The 19,255-nt window shown below is 55.7% G+C and carries 19 protein-coding genes; 8 read left to right on the forward strand and 11 right to left on the reverse strand.

Features of this window, described 5'->3' with window-relative positions; all coding sequences use genetic code 11:
- Nucleotides 1-45 precede the first annotated feature (45 nt).
- The 3 genes from IE099_RS08165 to IE099_RS08175 all read left to right on the forward strand — a co-directional run bounded on the left by IE099_RS08165 (nt 46) and on the right by IE099_RS08175 (nt 3,366).
- Nucleotides 46-768, forward strand: coding sequence for a ZIP family metal transporter (locus IE099_RS08165; protein ID WP_189569606.1), 723 nt, complete (start codon nt 46-48; stop codon nt 766-768).
- Between the two features lie 128 nt (nt 769-896).
- Entirely contained in the window at nt 897-2,462 is a 1,566-nt protein-coding gene (gene cimA, locus IE099_RS08170; RefSeq protein ID WP_189569426.1) for a citramalate synthase, read from the forward strand.
- A 325-nt stretch (nt 2,463-2,787) separates the two neighbouring features.
- Complete coding sequence (locus IE099_RS08175; RefSeq protein ID WP_189569427.1) at nt 2,788-3,366, forward strand: CAP domain-containing protein; 579 nt, start codon at nt 2,788-2,790, stop codon at nt 3,364-3,366.
- 9 nt (nt 3,367-3,375) lie between these two features.
- On the opposite strand, the gene IE099_RS08180 is transcribed toward IE099_RS08175, so the two are convergent.
- Complete coding sequence (locus tag IE099_RS08180) at nt 3,376-4,656, reverse strand: efflux transporter outer membrane subunit (protein WP_189569428.1); 1,281 nt, start codon at nt 4,654-4,656, stop codon at nt 3,376-3,378.
- Between the two features lie 159 nt (nt 4,657-4,815).
- Here IE099_RS08180 and IE099_RS08185 point away from each other — a divergent pair, with 159 nt between their 5' ends.
- Genes IE099_RS08185 through IE099_RS08195 form a run of 3 tightly spaced genes read left to right on the forward strand, consistent with a single transcriptional unit; the run spans nt 4,816 to nt 8,103 of the window.
- Nucleotides 4,816-5,553: an ATP-dependent zinc protease family protein gene (locus tag IE099_RS08185; protein ID WP_189569429.1), complete on the forward strand. Its 738-nt coding sequence runs from the start codon at nt 4,816-4,818 to the stop codon at nt 5,551-5,553.
- A 10-nt stretch (nt 5,554-5,563) separates the two neighbouring features.
- Nucleotides 5,564-7,090 carry a UUP1 family membrane protein gene (locus tag IE099_RS08190; protein ID WP_189569430.1) on the forward strand — a complete coding sequence of 509 codons (1,527 nt, stop codon included), beginning with the start codon at nt 5,564-5,566 and terminating at the stop codon, nt 7,088-7,090.
- A complete protein-coding gene (locus IE099_RS08195) occupies nt 7,087-8,103 on the forward strand; it encodes an alpha-L-glutamate ligase-like protein (protein WP_189569431.1) in 1,017 nt (338 codons plus the stop codon). Before IE099_RS08190 ends, IE099_RS08195 begins: the two co-directional genes overlap by 4 nt.
- Here IE099_RS08195 and IE099_RS08200 read toward each other — a convergent pair.
- From IE099_RS08200 to IE099_RS08210, 3 genes are read right to left on the reverse strand one after another with little or no spacing between them, the layout of a single operon-like run.
- The gene (locus tag IE099_RS08200) at nt 8,067-8,819 is read right to left on the reverse strand and encodes a succinate dehydrogenase/fumarate reductase iron-sulfur subunit (RefSeq protein ID WP_189569432.1); all 753 of its coding nucleotides are present in this window, start codon (nt 8,817-8,819) and stop codon (nt 8,067-8,069) included. The genes IE099_RS08195 and IE099_RS08200 overlap by 37 nt on opposite strands.
- Nucleotides 8,820-8,852: 33 nt before the next feature.
- Nucleotides 8,853-10,826, reverse strand: coding sequence for a fumarate reductase/succinate dehydrogenase flavoprotein subunit (locus IE099_RS08205; protein WP_189569433.1), 1,974 nt, complete (start codon nt 10,824-10,826; stop codon nt 8,853-8,855).
- A 24-nt stretch (nt 10,827-10,850) separates the two neighbouring features.
- Entirely contained in the window at nt 10,851-11,531 is a 681-nt protein-coding gene (locus tag IE099_RS08210) for a succinate dehydrogenase cytochrome b subunit (RefSeq protein WP_189569434.1), read from the reverse strand.
- A gap of 173 nt (nt 11,532-11,704) precedes the next feature.
- On the opposite strand from IE099_RS08210, the gene IE099_RS08215 reads away from it, so the two are divergent.
- Nucleotides 11,705-12,322 (forward strand): outer membrane protein, encoded by a 618-nt coding sequence (locus tag IE099_RS08215; protein ID WP_189569435.1) that lies wholly within the window; start codon nt 11,705-11,707, stop codon nt 12,320-12,322.
- A 60-nt stretch (nt 12,323-12,382) separates the two neighbouring features.
- On the opposite strand, the gene IE099_RS08220 is transcribed toward IE099_RS08215, so the two are convergent.
- The gene (locus IE099_RS08220; protein ID WP_189569436.1) at nt 12,383-12,979 is read right to left on the reverse strand and encodes an MBL fold metallo-hydrolase; all 597 of its coding nucleotides are present in this window, start codon (nt 12,977-12,979) and stop codon (nt 12,383-12,385) included.
- A 105-nt stretch (nt 12,980-13,084) separates the two neighbouring features.
- Here IE099_RS08220 and IE099_RS08225 point away from each other — a divergent pair, with 105 nt between their 5' ends.
- Nucleotides 13,085-13,801: a metallopeptidase gene (locus tag IE099_RS08225; RefSeq protein WP_189569437.1), complete on the forward strand. Its 717-nt coding sequence runs from the start codon at nt 13,085-13,087 to the stop codon at nt 13,799-13,801.
- Nucleotides 13,802-13,840: 39 nt separating this feature from the next.
- On the opposite strand, the gene IE099_RS08230 is transcribed toward IE099_RS08225, so the two are convergent.
- The 6 genes from IE099_RS08230 to IE099_RS08255 are packed head-to-tail and all read right to left on the reverse strand — an operon-like array spanning nt 13,841 to nt 19,249.
- A complete protein-coding gene (locus IE099_RS08230) occupies nt 13,841-15,433 on the reverse strand; it encodes a sodium:solute symporter family protein (protein ID WP_189569438.1) in 1,593 nt (530 codons plus the stop codon).
- Nucleotides 15,434-15,442: 9 nt separating this feature from the next.
- The gene (locus IE099_RS08235; protein ID WP_189569439.1) at nt 15,443-15,652 is read right to left on the reverse strand and encodes a hypothetical protein; all 210 of its coding nucleotides are present in this window, start codon (nt 15,650-15,652) and stop codon (nt 15,443-15,445) included.
- A complete protein-coding gene (locus IE099_RS08240) occupies nt 15,649-16,551 on the reverse strand; it encodes a sugar phosphate isomerase/epimerase family protein (RefSeq protein ID WP_229809445.1) in 903 nt (300 codons plus the stop codon). The genes IE099_RS08235 and IE099_RS08240 overlap by 4 nt, the downstream gene beginning before the upstream one ends.
- On the reverse strand, nt 16,548-17,576 hold the full coding sequence (locus tag IE099_RS08245; protein ID WP_189569440.1) for a Gfo/Idh/MocA family protein: 1,029 nt from the start codon (nt 17,574-17,576) through the stop codon (nt 16,548-16,550). The genes IE099_RS08240 and IE099_RS08245 overlap by 4 nt, the downstream gene beginning before the upstream one ends.
- On the reverse strand, nt 17,573-18,262 hold the full coding sequence (locus IE099_RS08250; RefSeq protein ID WP_189569441.1) for a polysaccharide deacetylase family protein: 690 nt from the start codon (nt 18,260-18,262) through the stop codon (nt 17,573-17,575). The genes IE099_RS08245 and IE099_RS08250 overlap by 4 nt, the downstream gene beginning before the upstream one ends.
- Before the next feature lie 6 nt (nt 18,263-18,268).
- Nucleotides 18,269-19,249: an aldo/keto reductase gene (locus IE099_RS08255; protein ID WP_189569442.1), complete on the reverse strand. Its 981-nt coding sequence runs from the start codon at nt 19,247-19,249 to the stop codon at nt 18,269-18,271.
- Nucleotides 19,250-19,255 lie beyond the last annotated feature (6 nt).

The raw sequence follows: 19,255 nt of genomic DNA on the forward strand, positions 1-19,255 counted from the left end.
GACAGTCGCAAAGGACGGGTAAGCTTAGTCGCGATGGGAGAAATCATGGAGAGTTTGCCGGAATGGGTCGTCATCGTGATTCTGAGCCTGATGGCCGGGCTTCCGATGCCATTGGGGGCGATTCTTGCTCGCATCGAGCGCATCCGCCCCTACTGGCTGGAAGATGAATTTCGCCATGCGGTGATCGCCTTTGGGGGAGGGGCTTTGGTTTCAGCCGTGGCCCTGGTTCTGGTGCCAGAGGGTGCGGCGAGCAATTCGATAGCGGTCGCGGCCCTGTGCTTCGGAGCAGGGGGGATTTTCTTTGCGCTGCTCGATATGTATCTGGCGCGCAATGAGAGCAAGGCCGGTCAATTGGTGGCGATGTTGTCTGATTTTGTCCCCGAGGCCTTGGCTCTGGGGACGGTCTTTGTGGCGACGCCAGAGGTTGCTATCTTGCTTGCTTCCCTCATTGCCTTGCAGAATCTGCCCGAGGGCTTCAATGCCTTTCGCGAGCTGCAGGAGGATGATTCATCCAAGCCCTGGCATCTCATTGGAGTGTTCTTCCTAATGGCGCTCTTGGGTCCGCTCTGTGCGCTCTCTGGACACTTCTTTTTACGAGAACAGGAGGCCTTGGTCGGTGGGATTCAGCTTTTTGCGGCAGGAGGAATTCTTTATCTAGTGATTCAGGATATCGCGCCACAAGCCCAGCTCAAGAATCACCACTTGCCCGGTTTGGGTGCTGTTGCGGGATTTTTGCTGGGTCTGGTGGGATATATGCTCACAAAATGAGCTTTTTTTGCGGGATTGAACCGTTCTGGCGCATTGGGCGTGTCTTCTTTCACTAGATTTCGCAATCGCGTGTTGCGAAATGGAGGGGCTCCCGATAGCTTCCGCCTCTTTTCCACTCTTATTCACTGATGAACAAAGCCGTCAACATCTACGACACGACTCTGCGCGATGGTACGCAGGGAGAAGGATTCTCCTTATCGGGTTTGGACAAGATTCGATTGGCCGAGCGATTGGACGCCTTTGGGGTGGATTATATCGAAGGCGGTTGGCCAGGCTCGAATCCAAAGGATGTCGAGTTCTTTGAGGAGGCTAAGAAGTTGAAATTGAAGCACGCCAAGGTGGCTGCCTTCGGTTCGACCCGGCGAGCCGATTTGGCGGTGGAGGAAGATCCACAGATCAAGCTTTTGCTCGATGCCGAGACGCCCGTGGTCACTATTTTTGGCAAGACCTGGGCCCTCCATGTTCTGGAAGTCATTCGCACGACTCTGGAGGAGAATTGCGCCATGATTCGCGATTCGGTCAAATACCTCAAGGGGGCTGGCCGTGAGGTGGTTTACGATGCGGAGCACTTCTTCGATGGCTACAAGGACGATCCCGAATATGCTCTTCAGACGCTGGAGGCGGCGGCTGAAGGAGGGGCCGATATCCTTGTGCTTTGTGATACCAATGGAGGCACTTTGCCTGAGGAGGTAAAGGACATTTGCGGGGCGGTTGCCCGGCGAATCCCTGCGGTGCCTTTCGGAATCCACACCCACAATGACTGCGAGTTGGCGGTTGCCAACGCAATTGCCGCAGTTGAGGCCGGGGCAGTGCAAGTCCAGGGCACCATCAACGGCTATGGTGAGCGAACTGGCAATTGCAACCTGACGTCCGTGATTCCTATTCTGCAGCTCAAAAAGGGGCTGGAGGTGGTGCCTGACCTAACCCAGATGAAGAACCTGTCCTTCTTTGTCGACGATCTCTCCAACAACCCGCATTTTTCCCGCGCAGCCTTCATTGGGCGAACCGCGTTTTCCCACAAAGGGGGAATGCATGTGAATGCGGTGCAAAAGGTGGCTCACTCCTACGAACACATTCGCCCGGAACTGGTTGGTAACGAGCAGATTATATTGGTCAGTGAACTCAGCGGGCAATCCAACATTTTGATTAAGGCTGAAGAGCTCGGCCTACCTCTGGAAAAGGGGAGCGAAGAGGCCAAGGAGGTGCTCAGCCGCGTCAAGGAGCTGGAAAAAGATGGCTATTCCTACGAGTCCGCCGGCGGTTCCCTGGAGTTGCTCATTCGGCGTGCTCTGGGATCGTACGAGAAAAAGTGGAGCCTTTCGGAGTATCACTGCTCGTTCCGCCAGTATCGTGACGGTCATAGCCCGGTCTGCGATGGGGTTGTGAAGCTGGAGGTTGAAGGGGAACCTGCCTTCTGTGTTGCCGAGGGACATGGTGTGGTCAACGCCCTCGACAAGGCACTCCGCAAGGCACTTTTGCCATTCTATCCTGCCATCGAGGGCATTCGTCTCATCGACTATAAGGTGCGTATCATTGATGGCGAGGAAGCGACGGCGGCCAAGACCCGGGTGCTCATCGTGCAATCCGATGGCGAGCGTTCGTGGGGGACGGTGGGTGTTTCCGATTCCATTATTGAGGCGAGCTGGATCGCGCTGACGGACGGAATCGATCTGTTTTTGCAGCGGCAGGGCTGAGCTCTCGAGGTATTCAGAGGGAGCTGATACGTCGAAAAGACGTGATTCATTGGAATTCAGGAGGTTGTTAGAATCTTCTGACGTGGAACAATTTTTTACATGTTCTACTCATTTGTCTGGTTGATATTTAAGAAGCCTTTAGTTGTCTTGGTAATATTTTACCGAATCCGTGCAATTGTTTGCAACGATCGGGAATTTTTTTCTAAGGCGACCGTCCAACAGGTGAAAACGACCAGAAAGCCGTGGGGCTGATTTTAAAATTATGACTTGGAAAAAGCTTTTATTTCGGCATTCTTAAAAAGTTCCCATTGTTATCTATCCAAGTATGAAGAATATTAAATTGTTAGGAATTGTAGGAGTTGCCCTCGTCGCTTGCAGCTGTAGTTCATCGAATGTAGCCGTCAAGCAGACTGAGACCGAGAGTTCCTCCCTGCGTGCTTCCAACAGCGAAGAGCGATTGGCTCTGGAAATTCACAATGAAGTGAATCGTTACCGGACAGGCAAGGGCTTGAGCTCTTTGAAGTTCCATGCAGGACTTGGCCGGATGTCGAAGAAGCATTCGGACTACATGCGGGACAACGCCGGTTCCTTCTCGGTGGATGGCCGACTGATTTCTCACTATGGTTTCGATGGTCGCCGCACTTTGGCGGATCGGAAATACCGCATCGAGTCTCTCAGTGAGAACGTCATCGCAAGTTTCGATATGGGACAGGGGACTGACCTGGCGGCCAAAATGGTGCGTGGTTGGTTGAATTCTCCCAACCATAAGGCGAACCTTGATTCGAAGTGGGAGCAGACTGGCATCGGAGTATCTTTCGACAAAGAAGGACGGGCATTCGTGACTCAGACCTTTGGTTCCGATCCATCCCAAGTGTTGACTGTTGGTGGTCCCTCCCAGTGGTAGGAATTCTCTTTAATATGAGCCACCGAGCGCCAGAAGGAGGTCGAGATGATTCTGGAGGCGCTGATTTTTTAAGGAAATAAGGCTGGCGCGGGCATTGAGAGCACGCCGCTGGGCTTCCAGGACCTCCAGAATGCTGGGGCGATTTCCTTCGTCGAGTCCTTCCACAAAGTTGCTTTCAGCCCACTTTTCTGCAAGAGCAGTATTTTCCACTTCGGTGAGAAGATGCTGCTCTTGTTGCTTGAGGGAGGTGTCGGTTGCGAGGGCTGATTCCACTTCGCGAAGGGCGGTGAGTGCGTCGCGCTCGTAGAGGCGAATCTGATTTTCATTTTCAGCCAAAGACTGGCGGCTTCGGGCGGTCAGCTCTCCCCCCGAATAGAGATTTTGAGAAACGCTGGCAGCCAGTGAGGCGGCGAAGTTGCCAGGGTCGAGGATGTTGAGAAGGTCCGAAGACGAGCTGCCGCCGCTGCTGGTCAGGCGAAAGTTTGGTAGTAAGTTTTTGCGGGAGGCGTCCGCGCGCTTGGCGGATGCGAAAATCCGGAGGCGACGGGCGGAAAGGTCAGGTCGCCGCTCCAAGAGGTCAGAGGGGAGGCCTGCGCGGATATTGGGAATCGCGGGGAGATCTCCGCTTGCAACCACGTCGGCATCGGGGTAGCGGCCAAGAAGAAGTTGCAGTGATCGGGCCGCTTCGTCGCGGGCCAGTTGGCGGGATTTCAGCGAGCGTTCGGCCGACGCGATATTACTGCGGCCAAAGGCATCATCGAGGGGACGGAGCGTGCCCAGCTTGTAGCCGCGCTGAATGATTTGGTAATTTTGCTGGAATGACTTGAGGGTTTCGCGAGCGAGAACCAACTGTTTCTCGGCAGTGACGAGGTTGCACCAGCTCTGGGCGGTGTTGATGGCCAGAGAAAGCCGGGCGGAGCGAAAGTCGGCAACGGCAGCTTCGTAGTCGGCAACAGTCGCCACCTCCAGGTCCCGCAGACGTCCCCAGACGTCGGGTTCCCAGGAGGCATTCAGGGATAGCCCGTAGGAATCGGAGACGTCGTCCTCGCTGAGTGAAACCGAGCTGTTTCCCGAGGCACTGACACTCGGCAGGCGGTTGGCTCTACCGATAATCGTTCCTTCGCGGGCGGATTTGAGCCGGGCCGCGGTGGCCTGCAGATCGGGGTTTTTAGCGAGAGCTTCGGTAACGATCTGTCTCAATTGACGGTCTTTCAGGCTGGAAAGCCATCCGGTCGAAACGCGACTGTTCTGTCCACTCTGGGCCGCCGCGAATGCCGAGCGAATATTCAAAGAAATTCCTTCATTAGGGCGTTCCTGAGAGACTGGGTTGCAGGAGTTTACGGCTATAGAGAAAGCCAGAATGCCAACAAGTTTGTAGTGACTAAAATGTTGGAAGTTTTGTCTTCTGAGTTGCATTCTGTAATAAAACATTCAGATACAGGGCACACGATGAAATGGTTTCAACAAACGGCCGGAATTCCTCTTATTTTTTTAATTCTAGCGGGAGGCAGCCTTTGTGGTGCTGAATCTGAAAAAGCATTGGATGAGATTGTCGAGGCAAAGGTTGCCCCGAAAGAAGAGGCGAAGTCATCCTCCGAGTCCGTCACAAAAACGGAAGAGGTGCCTCTGGAGTCTGGCAAGGACTCTGGGTCTGTTCCCAAAGAGGAACCCATCGAAAGTGCGCCCGTCGATGAAAAGACGGCCGAGGCGGCTGAAGAAGCCGAGGATAAGAAGCACGAGGAAGATCCGATGGAGGCGCGCCAGATCCTCGGATGGAAAGAGTGGGTCAAGGTGGGGACTAAGGCCGAGCAAATGAGAGCGAAGCTCGACAGTGGAGCCCGCACTTCGTCCTTGCACGCGGAGGATGTGGAAGAGTTTGAGAGAGACGGCCGGAGCTGGGTGCGATTCTCGATGCGCGATCCCGAAGAAGAAGACTCCAAGGCTATTTTAATCAAGGCCCCCGTTCAGCGCATTGCAAAGGTTAAGAATACCGATGGGACGATGGAGCGACGTTTCGTGGTGGAATTGGGTTTCGAGATGGGTGGCCGTCACCTGCGGGAGGAATTCACCCTCAATGATCGGACTGGAATGACTTGTCCGATTTTGATCGGCCGCAACGCGTTGCGCCACCTTGGCTACGTTGACTGCAGCCGCGTCGATCTCGCTCCGAAGAAGATTTTCAAGTGAGATTACCTTAATGAAACGAAAAAGCGCGCTCCTCTGGGGTCTTGTGATTCTGCTGTGTGGCACAGCGGTTGGTTTGGCTGTTTATAAGAGCACGTCTTTGGGAGTGCCTTTTCTACCAGGCCAAAGGCAAAATGCGTGGACGGTTGAAGCGACGGTGCGCTTCGATGCCAATGGCCGTGAAGTCGAAGTTGAATTGGGGCTGCCGCCATTGAAGGAGAACTCGGAGGTCCGCCAGGAGGTGGCATCTCTGGGTTACGGATATCAGGAAAGGAATCTGGTTGGTCAAGGACGACGGGGAATCTGGAGTGCTCGTTCGCGCTCTGGGGTTCAGCGGCTTTACTACCAAATCAGTCTCGCCGAAGAAGATTTGCGGTCGCTGGGAGAGATCAAGAGTTCCGCTCCCGAGGTGGAGCCCAGTCGCATTGGAGGAAGTGAGTCCGAGATGTTGGCGCGTGAAACCTTGCGAAAAGAATGCCGCGAGAAATCAGCCAACCCGGAAACCTTCGTTACCCAATTGTGGAGTCGCCTCTTCGGGGAAAGTTTGAGCCAAGAGGCAGGCTTTCTCCGTCGGAGCTACGAGGCCCGCATTGGGGAAGGGTGGGAGATGAGTCTCTTGCAGGACTTTTTGCAAATGGAGGGCATCGCCTATCGCAAGGCTTGGGGTGTCATTCTGAACGAGACCCTGGGATCTCAGAAACCCGTTCCGATGATTGAGTTCTATGATGGGCGGGACTGGGAAGCGGTCGAAGCTGTGGCCGCACGGGAGGCCGGTGAGCTGGTGGTATGGTCGCGGGGAGATTCGTTGTTGGACGTGCGGGGAGGTAATAATTCACAGGTCTTCTTTACCACCATTCGCAACATGGCACCCTTGGAGGCGACGGATGCGCTGCGCAATGCGCCGGCGTGGATCGGCTCGATTGCGGCATTGCCGGTTAACGAGCGACGGGTCTTTCGCTACATCGCCTTGATCCCGGTCGGGGCTTTCATGATCGTGGTGCTGCGAAATCTGGTTGGCTTCAATATGTTGGGGACGTTCATGCCTGTCTTATTGGCGTTGTCTTTTCTCGAGATTCCCTTGGCTCCTGCTTTGCTTATGTTTTCCGCGCTGCTGGCGGCTGGACTATTCTTTCGTTTCTTTTTAAGTCGATTGAATTTGTTAGTCGTGCCGCGGGTTGCCGCGTGTGTGGTGGTGGTGAGCCTGCTGATGATTGTCTTCGGGCTGTTTAGTTGGCGGATGGGGCTCACGGTGGGGTTGGAAGTAACGGTCTTTCCCATGGTGGTGCTAGCGTGGACCATCGAACGGATGTCCATTCTCTGGGATGAGGAAGGCGCGGGTGCAGCCATGGTGCAGGCGGGAGGAAGCTTGGCCGCTGCGGTCTTGGCCTATCTCGTGATGCGCATTCGCACGGTCGATTACTGGGCCCAGTATTTTCCTGAACTTCTCTTGATTCTGCTCGCAGGGATTTTGCTCATCGGTCGCTATACGGGCTATCGGATGTCTGAGCTGATTCGCTTCAAAAGCTTCGTGAAGTCATGAAAAGCAAGTGGTGGCATCGCTGGTTCCTCACCCCCGGAGAGTTGAATCGTCTGGGCGTGGTTGGGATCAATGCTCGCAATGGGCGATACCTGTTGCCGAATAATCCGCGAAAATTCTATCGCTCGGTGGACGACAAGGTCATGTCCAAGCGTCTGGCGATCGAGATGGATATTCCTGTGCCCGAACTCTACGGCACAATCGAGAGTCCCGGAGACTTGGGCAAAATCGCCAAGCTGGTGAAGGGGAAAGAAGCTTTTGTCATCAAGCCGGCCCGCGGAAGTGGTGGAAAGGGTGTCTTGGTGATCCAAGGACGCTCGGGTGATGCTTTTTTAAAAGGGAGCGGAACGTCGCTCACGATGGAGGAGGTCCGCTTCCATGCTGCCAACATACTGGGTGGGCTTTTCAGTCTCGGTGGTCAGCGCGATGTCGCGATGGTGGAGCAGTATATTTCCTGCGCCGACGAAGTCATGGCGATGAGCTACCGTGGTGCGCCCGATGTTCGGGTGGTGATGCTGCACGGCTATCCGGTGATGGCGATGTTGCGGGTGGCGACCAAGGAGTCGGATGGTCGCGCGAATCTGCACCAAGGGGCGATTGGAATCGGGATCGATTTGACGACAGGCATCACCCATCATGCGGTGTGCCATGGTCATCCCATTGAGATTCATCCCGACCTGAATTCCGAGCTCTTGGGGCAGCAGATTCCCGATTGGGACACCGTGCTGAAGTTGGCGGGGCTTTGCTATGAGATGACCGGCTTGGGCTATCTCGGAGCTGACATCATGATCGGCAAGGAAGTGGGGCCGATGATCATCGAGGTCAATGCGCGACCAGGCTTGGCCATTCAGTTGGCCAATGGGGAAGGATTGCGAACGCGCTTTCAAATCGTCCACGACGAGGCCCTCCGGATGCAGCGCACTGCATCATTGGAGGAGCGAATCGATTTCTCGCGGGGACCGCTGGTGCAGAAGGCGCTTCAGACCAAAGCTTCTTTGGCGGAAGCCGCGAGGTAGTCGCGGTTGAGCTTGGCGATGTTGTCGGCTGAAATCTCTTTCGGACAAGCCGCTTCGCACTCGTACTGGTTGGTGCAGTTGCCGAAGCCCTCATCGTCCATCGCCCGGACCATCGCGAGGGTGCGTTTGTCTTTTTCGGGCTTTCCTTGGGGCAGCTGATTGAGGTGACCGGCTTTCGCTGCGACGAAGAGCATGGCGGAAGCATTTTTACAGGCTGCCACACAGGCGCCACAACCGATACATGCCGCTGCTTCAAAGGCTTCGTCGGCGATGTTTTTGCCGATGGGCACGCTGTTGGCATCAGGAGCGGAACCCGTGCGGACGTCGATGTAGCCACCAGCGGCGATGATGCGGTCGAAGGACGAGCGATCAACTACGAGGTCTTTCAACACAGGGAAAGCGTTTGCCCGGAATGGTTCGATCCAGATGGTCTCGCCATCCTTGAAGTGACGCATGTGTACTTGGCACGTGGTGACCGCCTTTTCCTTGGAGTGGGGGACGCCGTTGATGTTGAGCGAACACATTCCGCAAATTCCCTCGCGGCAATCGTGGTCAAAGTGAATGGGCTCTTCTCCCTTGGCGATGAGTCCTTCGTTGACGATATCAAGCATCTCCAGGAAGGAGGCGCTCGCTGGAATGTCGTTCGCAGGATAGGTTTCGATATGGCCCTGGGCATCAGGACCCGCTTGGCGCCAGACTTTGAGTGTGAGATTCATTTTAGAGCTGATGAGGTTGAAAAAGGCTGAAAATTAGACGTAGCTGCGGACGCTGGGCTTGAGTTCTTCGAAGACGAGTTCTTCTTTGTGCAAAGTCGGCTGTTCTCCGACACCTGTGAATTCCCAAGCGGCCACGTAGGCATATTGGTCGTCATGGCGCTTCGCTTCGCCGGCTCCGAGGAGTCCGGATTGCACTTCGGGGTCGGCCTCCGTGAACTGGTGTTCGCTGCGGAAGTGACCGCCGCAGGATTCTTCCCGCTGAAGTGCGTCGTAGCAAAGAGTGTAGGCGAACTCGAAGAAGTCCGCCACGCGTCCCGCTTTCTCGAGCTCGGAGTTCATTCCTTCGGCGCTGCCGGGAATGCGGACATTCTTCCAGAAGTCCTCACGGATGCGGTTGATTTCGACCAAAGCAGTTTCGAGGCCTTCCTTGGTGCGGGCCATGCCGCATTTGTCCCAGACGAGGAGGCCGAGCTCGCGGTGATAGCTGTCAACCGAGCGCTCGCCCTTGACTGCCATCAAGCTGTCGATGCGGTCCTTGACTGCCTTTTCCGCTTCCTTGAAAGCGCTGTCTTCGGTGGTCACCGTGCCAGGCTTTTGGGTCGCGAGGTAGTTGGGAAGAGTTGACGGAATCACGAAGTAGCCGTCGGCCAAGCCCTGCATGAGTGCGGAGGCGCCCAAGCGGTTGGCTCCGTGGTCGGAGAAGTTGGCTTCGCCGAGCACGTGCAGACCCTTGAGGTTGGACATCAGATTGTAATCCACCCAGAGGCCGCCCATGGTGTAGTGGACCGCAGGATAGATCATCATCGGCGTCTGATAGGGGTTGTCGCCGGTGATCTTCTCATACATCTGGAAAAGGTTTCCGTAGCGGGCGCGGATGGTGTCCTCGCCGAGACGCTCGATGGCGTCGGAGAAGTCGAGAAAAACCCCCAGCCCCGAAGCGGCCACGCCACGACCATCGTCGCAGGCTTCCTTGGCAGCGCGGGAAGAAATATCGCGGGGAGCGAGGTTACCGAAGGAAGGGTATTTGCGCTCGAGATAGTAGTCGCGTTCCTCTTTGGGGATATCGGCTGCCTTTTTCTCGCCCTTGCGGATGGCCTCGGCGTCTTCCTTGGACTTGGGAACCCAGATTCGACCATCGTTCCGAAGGGACTCGGACATCAGGGTCAGCTTGGACTGGTAGTCGCCGCTGACGGGGATGCAGGTGGGGTGAATTTGGGTGTAGCAAGGGTTGGCAAAGTAGGCTCCGCGCTTGTGCGCCTTCCAGGCCGCCATCACGTTGCAGCCCATGGCGTTGGTGGAGAGATAGAAAACGTTGCCGTATCCGCCACTGGCCAGAATCACGGTATCCGCCGCATGGGAGGAGATTTCGCCCGTCACCATGTCGCGAACGACCACTCCTTTGGCGTGCCCGTCGACGACAACGAGGTCGAGCATCTCGTGGCGATTATACATCTCCACGCCGCCCTTCTGGACTTCCTTTTCCAAAGCTTGATAACAACCGATGAGGAGCTGCTGACCAGTCTGGCCGCGAGCGTAAAAGGTTCGGGAGACCTGAGCCCCACCGAAAGAACGGTTGTCTAACAGGCCACCGTATTCACGGGCAAAAGGAACTCCCTGCGCGGTGCACTGGTCGATGATGTTGGTCGAAACCTCGGCGAGACGATAGACATTGGACTCGCGGGAGCGGAAGTCACCGCCTTTAAGAGTATCATAGAAGAGACGGTAAACAGAGTCGCCGTCATTCTGGTAGTTCTTGGCGGCATTGATTCCACCCTGTGCGGCGATGGAGTGCGCGCGGCGGGGGGAGTCCTGGTAGCAAAAGCATTTCACCTTGTAACCCAGCTCGGAAAGGGTGGCGGCGGCCGAGCCTCCAGCGAGTCCGCTTCCCACCACAATCACGGAATACTTCCGCTTGTTGGCAGGGTTGATGAGTTTCGAGTTCTGCTTGTGACGGGACCACTTTTCGGAAAGAGGACCGTCTGGAACGTTGCTATTGAGAGTGCTCATGAAGTTGGGAAAAGGAGTGAAAAATTAGCTGCCGTAACCGAAAATCCGGATGGAGATGGGAATGGAAAGGAACCCGACGAGAATCAGGAGGGAATAGGCCTTGCCGAGCTTATCGAGAAGGCTGCGGGTCTTGGAGGAGCTGAAGCCGAGAGTCTGGAAGGCAGAGGAAAAACCGTGACTGAGGTGCGAGCAAAGCAGGGTCATCGAGATGGCGTAGAAGATGACCACGAGCCAATTCTGGAAACCGACAATCACCATTTGATAGGGGCTTTCGGCTGCGATCTTGGCCAGTTGGGCGTCGGTGCGGACGGTGAAGTGGAGAATGTGGAAAATGATGAAGGCGAGAACCGTGAGGCCGGACCAAATCATAATCTTGGAAGACTTGCTGGCCCGGAGGGTGTCCTCGTGGGCGTAGGCGATGCGCGCGGCGCGGTTCTGACGAGTCAGGGACACCGTGGCGACTACGTGAAGCACCAAAGAACCGAGGAGAACGAGACGGGCGACCCAAACCGCAGCGCCGTGACCGAGTCCATGCAACCACTCTGCATAGTGGTTGAAGGCTTCTTCGCCGACAAAGACGAGCAAGTTACCAATGAGGTGGGCGACGAGAAATCCGATAAAAACTAGGCCAGTGACGGCAACTACCGTCTTTTTGCCAATCGAAGAATCCCAGAGTGAGCGGACAGATTGCGTGAGTGCGGTCATGGAGTGCTAGGCGGGGGAAGGTGCGCCGACTTGCTTGATTTCGCAAGGGATAATGTGGCACAATTCGACTTCCTTTTGTCAGTTGGCTATTGCGACTCAGTCTCGTTTGAAGAGGAGGGCTTATAAAAAAGTGATTGTGGATTTGGTGATAGTTAGTTATTCTTAACAATGTCATGAGAACAACTGCTCTACTTACCCTAGTTGCCTCTGCGAGCCTCGGCTTCGCGGGCGAATCTCCCAAGGCCGCTTTGATTCCTGCTGCTGTCATCCCACAGACATCTTCGGGCTGCGCAGAGTGTCTCAAGCATTCGGGACTATTTCTCGGGGCAGGGGTTGATTACTTCTTCGATGCGGAAGAAGAGTATTACAACGGCCGCGCCGGATATGAGTGGGCTGGCAAGTCTGGTAACTACACCCAGTCTCTCTTCTTGGAAGTCGGCTGGATGGACAGTGACAGTGATTTCGGTTCCTTGGAGGCAGTTCCTGTCACCTTGAATTACGAATACAAGCGTGCTTTGTTCAAGTGCCTGAATTTCTACGTTGGCGCTGGTGCGGGGGTGGCTTTCGTTGATTCCGAATTCCAAGAATATAAGGATGGAAAGCCGACCGGAGTATTCAATAGCGACGACGACAGTGTCTTCGTCATTCAAGCCTTCGCTGGTTTGACTTATTGCATTACTGAAAGTGTAGAGCTCTACGGAGGAGTTCGCTATCTCTGGTCCGATGACATCGGCCAAGGCGACGGCTTCGACGACTGGTCGATTGGCGGCGGACTGCGCGTGAAGTTCTAGGTTCCTTACGCTAACAATTTTTTCGAAAGAGACCGCTTCCACTGAGGGAGCGGTCTTTTTTTATGCCAAGGGAAAGCGGGCTTTCTCCGCCGCTGGAGTGGTGTGAGGGCCGTGTCCCGGATAGAGTCGGGTCTCGTCTGGTAAAGTGAGAAGCTTGGTGCGAATCCCGTCGAATAAGGTCGGACCGTCACCGCCTGGCAGGTCCGTTCGGCCAGACCCGTGATTAAAAATGGTGTCGCCTGAGAGAGCCAAGCCGTGAGCGGGCAGCGAGTAGACCACGGAGTCGGGGGAGTGCCCGGGCACGTGGAGGAGATCGAATTTGAACTGACCGAGGGTTAGCTCTCTCTTTCCCTCCAACACCCCGGTGACTTCAAATTCTCCAACGCTGACTGGAAGTCCCCAGGCCCGGGCTTGCTCGTCGAGGGTGAGCTCTCTGGAAAATGGCGCGAAGGCGTGGATGGGACAGTTGAAGCGGGAGGCATCCTCGACATGGTCGAAGTGTTGATGGGTGAGCAAGAGATGATCCGGATAGAGGTCTTTTTGCTCGAGCCATTCAAAGATTCCTTCGGGGGCATCAATGAGCAGCGTCGTTCCTCCATCCTCCAGCAGGTATCCGTTGGTGGCGACGGTGCCTCCGGTATATTGTTCCAAGTTCATGGCGGGAATAAAGCGGTGGGAGACCCTCTTGTCGATGATGAGGAAAAATTGATTTTCGGTTAAAGTTCTTCTCTTTTTGTCTTTTCCGATTGAAGGTGTGTTCCGATGAATCGATTAATTCTGAGCCTTTCGCTTTTGCTTACGTTCTCTCTCTCGGCCGCTGAGGAGAAGGAGCCCTCCCTTGTCTATCAGGAGCAGCAACTCCGTGGCTGGACCGTTCGGGTGAATGAACGTCTGTTGCCCGAGGGCGATCTCTACGAAGGCTTGGGTGTCAAGGCGCACGCGTTGCTGGAAGCGAGTCTCATCCGCATTGCTCTTCTCGTTCCTGAAAGGCAACTGCTTGATTTGCAGAAGGTGACCATTGTGCTGGACGAACATCCCAAACTACGCGCAGCCCAATATCATCCCTCAGTGGGCTGGTTGGAGGAGAATGGATATGACCCGCAGTTGGGCAAATGCGTGCACATTTCCAAAGCGTCTTTTTTCATTGAGGAGAGGCATGTCTTTCAGCAGCCTTCGGTTGTTCTTCACGAGCTTGCCCACGCTTATCACGATCAAGTTCTAGGCTGGGACTTTCCCCCAATCGTTGAGGCTTTCGCCAAAGCGCAGGAGAAAGGAGACTACGAAGAGGTTCTTCATATCAGCGGAAAGAAGGTGCGACATTACGCCCTGACCGATCACAAGGAATACTTTGCGGAAGCGACCGAGGCGTGGTTCGGCATGAATGATTTCTTTCCCTTCGTGAGACCGGAGTTGAAAGCGCATGATGGGACCTTGTATGAAGTTGTTGGCAAAATCTGGGAGGCGAAGGCAGGCAACTGAAGCGAGCGCCTCAGATGAGTTTCTGCTATTGAAAGGCTCTTAAGAGCTCTGCTGGCGGGCAGACCATTTGGTAACAACGATGAAGACCAAGACGTTTACGACCAGGCCGCAGAAGCCCACATCGAGGTGAGACTTGAGCTCGGTGGTCAGTTCCACGATGCTCGCGTCCTCTCCGAAGAGCAGGGGGCTGAGTCCGGGGAAAAGGAACACGGTCATGATTCCGGCTGCTAGCCCGGAAACCGCCCCCGTGAGGGTTCCTTTTTTGAGAAAAAGCATATCGATGGTGATGGGAAGCAACTGCGCGGAAAATGCCATCGCTAGAAAAAAGAACTGGGCGATAGTCGATAGGAAGGGAGAGTCGGCCAGGCTATGGGCAATGTAAGCCGAGGCGATCGTAGCGACCACGATAACAATGCGCCCGACCCAAGTGCGTTCTGATTCCGTTGAGCGCGGGCGAAGCGGCTTGTAGACATCGCGAGTGACGATTCCGGAGAGCGCATGCAGTGCGGAGTCGGCGGTAGACATGGAGGCCGCCATGACCGCGACAAGAATCAGGGTGACAATAAAGACTCCAAACGAGCCGAGCATGGCGGGCAGGGTCTCGGTGATGACTGCGATAACGATCTGGTCGGGGCGGGCGAGATGGGTTGCCGCTTCTTCGGAGCCGGTGGGATAGAGGACTTGTCCCCCGAGTCCGACTAGAAAGACACCCATCAAGAAGCAGACGGGCAAAATGGTGGAGAAGATGATGGAAGTCTTTCGGAGCGTGTCCCGATCTCGGGCCGAATAAAAGCGCATCCATTGCGACGGCTGAATCACCGAGGCGAGGGAGGCGAAGAGACAGAAGGTGAGAGCGGCGGTGGCATTGAATGGCGCGCCAGGTTCCGGCATGGTGAGAAATTTTCCGTCGAGTTGGGACACTTTTTGAAAGTAGTTGGCGGGGCCATCGAGCGCGTGAAAGATGGCAATTCCGGATACCAGCATGGCGGTGAGCAGAAGGAGACCCTGCACCACGTCGGTCCACGCAACGGAGCGCATGCCACCGATGAGAACATAGACCATCGTGATCAGAGCGAGAGCGAAGACCCCGGTATCGTAAATCGTAATCTCGGTGCCGAGGAGGACGAAAGGGGGAGTGTCTTTGAAAAGGCCCTCCGCCAGTTCGCCTCCTGCCTTGACCTGCATAATGATGTAGGGAATGGCGTAGAGCGCGCCGGTGAGAACCACCAGGAAACGGAGCATCCGGGACTCGCCATAATGATGGACGATCATGTCGGCCGGGGTGATGAAGCCGTGCTTGTGACCAGCTGCCCGGATGCGATCTCCGATGAGGTAGATGGCCGCCGCTGCAACGGGTAGATTGAGGGCATAGAGCATTGGAGAGACTCCATTGCTATAGACCCATCCCGGAAAGGTGAGAATGGCGAAGCCTGAGAAATAGGTGGCCATGATGGTGAGGGACGTGACCAGGATTCCCTGCCCACGTCCGGCCAGGTAGTAGTCCGCTTCTGCGTCCTTGGCGGCACGGCTTTTGAGTAGGGAGAAGACCCCCAGGGCAAGGAGCAGGATGAGGTAACCGCCCAGAACGAAGTAGGGAGTGTTGCCGAGGTTGCTTGAGGAGGAAAGAATCATGGGCGGGTGTTATTCGGCATCGTTTTTCCAGATTGTCTGGGCGGCTGTGACCACGCAGCCCGCCATCACGGCGAACCAAAGGAGGGTCCAGAGATAGAGGGCCGGGATGCCAAACCAGATGGCAGGATTCTCGGCGGTGCCGTCAATGAGCATGGCTCCAGGTCCGGGGCCCATTAATAGGGCGAACAAAAAGAGCGCGGCAAGAGCTTTGAACTTCATGGTATTTGGGGGGCTTTGATTTGTTCGAGAATGCGCTCCATCCGTTTGCCGTATTCGATGAAGCTATCGAAGCGTGCCTGGTCTGAGGCGGACAGGCTCTCATCGTGAAAGACCACCGAGAGGTGGGGCTCGATGCTCAAAAAACCTTCGTAGCCGGTCTGGTGCAGATCGCCTACAATTTTGACGACCTCACCATCTCCTTCGCCCGGCCAGACATAGTCGGCATCTTCAAAGACGGACTCGGGGTTGTCACGGAGGAAGCGGCCGTCCTTGATGTGGACGTGGGCAATGTGCTGGCGAACCTGTTGATAGAATTCCCAAGAAGATTGTGGTGGATGTGGAGCGGGTTTCGTGCGGTCGAGAGTGGTGGCGGGATTCGCGGTGTCGAAGATGAGCTTCAGTCCTGGAACCTTTTCAAGAAGTTCCATCGTGAAAGGCCATCCCATGCCTCCGTAGTTGGCACAGTTCTCATGGAGGGCTTCGAGCCCTTCTTCGGCGAACCGATCCACGACCCGTCGCAGACGGTCCACACGTTCTTCAACCATCTGGTCCCGGGCATCGCGGTCGCGCAGGACGGCGTAGCTCATGATGCGGATGTGTTTGGTGCCGAGGGCTTTCATACGGGGAATGGCCCGCTCAATCTCCTCCCAGTCGCGGTCCATCGGTTCGAGTATGGACTTTCCCCAATTGCAAATGGTGGAACCCAAGGCGTTGACCTTGATTTGATGGGTTTCGAGTTGTTCGGCGACATTCTCAAAGTCAGCCTCCGGGATGTCGGTGATGTTCTGACCATTGATAGCGCGGAGTTCCAGGTGGGACCAGCCGAGGGTCTTGATGGCGCGGATCTGGCCTTCGATTTCATTGGCGGCTTCGTCTGCGAATCCTGTGAGTTTAATCATGAGAGTGGAATGAGGGTTTCTTGCTGTTGGGACTTCTTGATGCCGTCAAAGATGGAGCTCAGTCGAATGGCCTCATCCCGCGTGACGGAGTAAGGATGGTCATCGAGTAGGTCGGCGGCAACGTCGCGGTAGATTTCGACCGGGTCGCCGTAGAGATCGTCGCCAACAGTTTCGCTGCGGGTTTCTGCTCCTTCGCCCTCCATGTCCTTGAACTTGGTAGGGTCGGCTGGCCGGGTGGGGATGCCGGTCGTGATCTCCAGCTTGGTGTCGTTGCCAATGATGCAGCCGCCGGTGCCTTGCACGAACCAATGGGGAAGGGCTTGGGGGGAGAAGGACCACTGGGAGTGAACTCGAACGCCATTCTCCATCGTGATGAGGGAGTAGAACGTGTCCTCCGCATCTCCGGGATTGAGGACTTGGGCGCAAGAGCCAAAGAGGTGCTTCGGCTTGCTGTTGGCCAGAAGCATGGGCGGTTCGATGAGGTGGGCTCCCCAGTTCAGGATGATTCCACCACCAAATTTGCTTTCGGTTTGCCAGTCGTCGCGGGTTGCGAAGCCGTAGACGGAGCGATGAATGGCAAAGACCCGGCCGATTTCTCCGGACTCGATGATTTCGCGAATTCGTCGATAGTCCGTGCCCCAACGTGCGGGTAAAAAGGGGAAGACCTTTTTGCCAGCCTGCTCGGCGGTGCCGTAGATCCGAGCGACCTCTTCGCGGGTGATTCCCAACGGTTTGGTGATCAGGGTGTGGCAACCGGCAGCGAGAACGTGGCAGGCCATCTCACAATGCTGATCGTTGCGTGTGACTATGACGACGAGGTCAATTTCGCACTCGCGTAGCATTCGGTGGTAGTCGGTAAAGGTGGGGCAATCGAAGTCAGCGCGGGCTTGCGCTAGGCTGGGCTCGGATCGGCTTGTAACGGCGACCACTTGGAAGGCCTGCGGGTTTCCTAGCAAGCCGGTGGCATGCAAAAATCGGGCGCTGCGGCCGTAGCCGATGATGGCGGTGTGGATGGGATTGTTCATGGCGTAAGGGATGCAGTGATCTGGTCGAGCGGGGCGTAGAAGAGAGAACTGGACTCGGCGATGTAGTCGAGCGCGTTCAAAAGGCCTTCCTGACGCAGTGGGCCCCAGCCTTCGTCATCGAGACCGTGGAGCATATAGAGAAAGAGGGGGGCGTCCGAGTTCTCGGCCATTTTCAAATGATCCAACAGGTGGGTGTCGCAGAAGTCCGGGCCGTGCCAGGCGGAGGTGAATGTGCGGCGCTGAAGATCGGTCACGTGATTGAGGCCGCTCGTCGGGAGTCCCTTCTTGCCGCAGGTTCGGATTGCGCTAACTCTTTCTAACAAGTAATCCTCAATCTCGGGAGTGGATCGATTGTAGGTTAAAGGGTAGGTCGTCAGGCTTGGGTCGAAATTCTCAAGATGGTCCTCGAAGTATTGGAGGCACTGATCGATCTTGCGCGTCGCTTCAGGGAAGCTGAGGGCAGAGAGATCGCTGTGGTCGTAGCCGTGTGGATTGATGTGGTGGCCACGTGCCTGCAGCTCGTTCCAGAACTTGAAATTACCCTTGGGATACTCGTCCAGGAATCCCACGGGGTTGGCGAGGACGGCAAAGGTGGCTTGAAGATTCCGAGCTTCGAATATTTCGGCGATTCGGCGGCAGCTTTTTGCAAAGCCGTCGTCGAAGATGAAGCTGACTTGGGTGCGCATGAAGAGTTATCGGCCGGGGTTGCCATCGACGGTGGCTTTGCTGAAGTAGTAGAAGTTTTTCACCCAGACATGGTCCCGGCAGATCCTTTGGAAGAGCTCGTCGGGGAGCGGACCTTTCTCGGCTGCAGCAATTGCGCGATCGACCCGTTTGGCTGAGCTTAGCGAAAGGGCGAGGACGGAGGTTCCTGGCTGGCTCAAGGCAAAGCGGATGGAAAGTTCGTTGAGGTCCATGGAGGAATCGCAGCAGTCTTCTTGGAGTCGGTGAATTCGATTCAGGTATTCCGTTACAAGCTTGGGGGAGGCGTTGGAAAGCTTCACATCATTGGCAAGGGTCTCGCGGCTTCCTCCGGTAGCAAGTGAGCCCGAGTGATCAAAGATGCAGCGGGCGATGAGTCCGACCTGTCTTTCCTCGCAGAGTGGAATGCAACTCACAAAGGGCCGGGACTCAAACGCATTAATGATGATTTGCACCGAGTCGACCAGCTGATCGTCAACCAACTTTAACACCGCGTCGTGCTCATGGTCCTGCGCGCTGACACCGAGATGGCGGACTTTTCCCTCCTCGCGCAATTGATGGAGGGTCTCCAGCCATTCAGAGCGGTGCGACCAGAGATAATACCATTGGTGCAGCTGAATGAGGTCCAGGCAGTCGACCTCGAGCGTTCTCAGGCTGGTTTCCACCGACTCGCGGATGCTGGCGGGCGTGAATTGTTCCTCGATAGGGACATAGGAGCGCCAGTTGGTGATGTCCTTGGGTTTGACCTTGGTGGCGATATAGGGCCGTTTACCTTTCCATTCTTTGAGGGTCTTTGCCACCACTTCTTCGCTGGAGCCGTAGTTGCGCGCGGTATCGATGAAGTTGACCCCACGTTCGAGAGCATGAAGGAGAGTTTCCGAGATTCCCCGGGAGTCAGGCTGAATCCGCATGGCTCCAAAAGCGATGGGGTGGACAGGGATGCCGGTGGAGCCGAAGGTTCTGAGGTGCATTTTGGT

It is taken from the genome of Roseibacillus persicicus (assembly GCF_014651675.1).
Taxonomy (GTDB): Bacteria; Verrucomicrobiota; Verrucomicrobiia; order Verrucomicrobiales; family Akkermansiaceae; genus Roseibacillus; species Roseibacillus persicicus.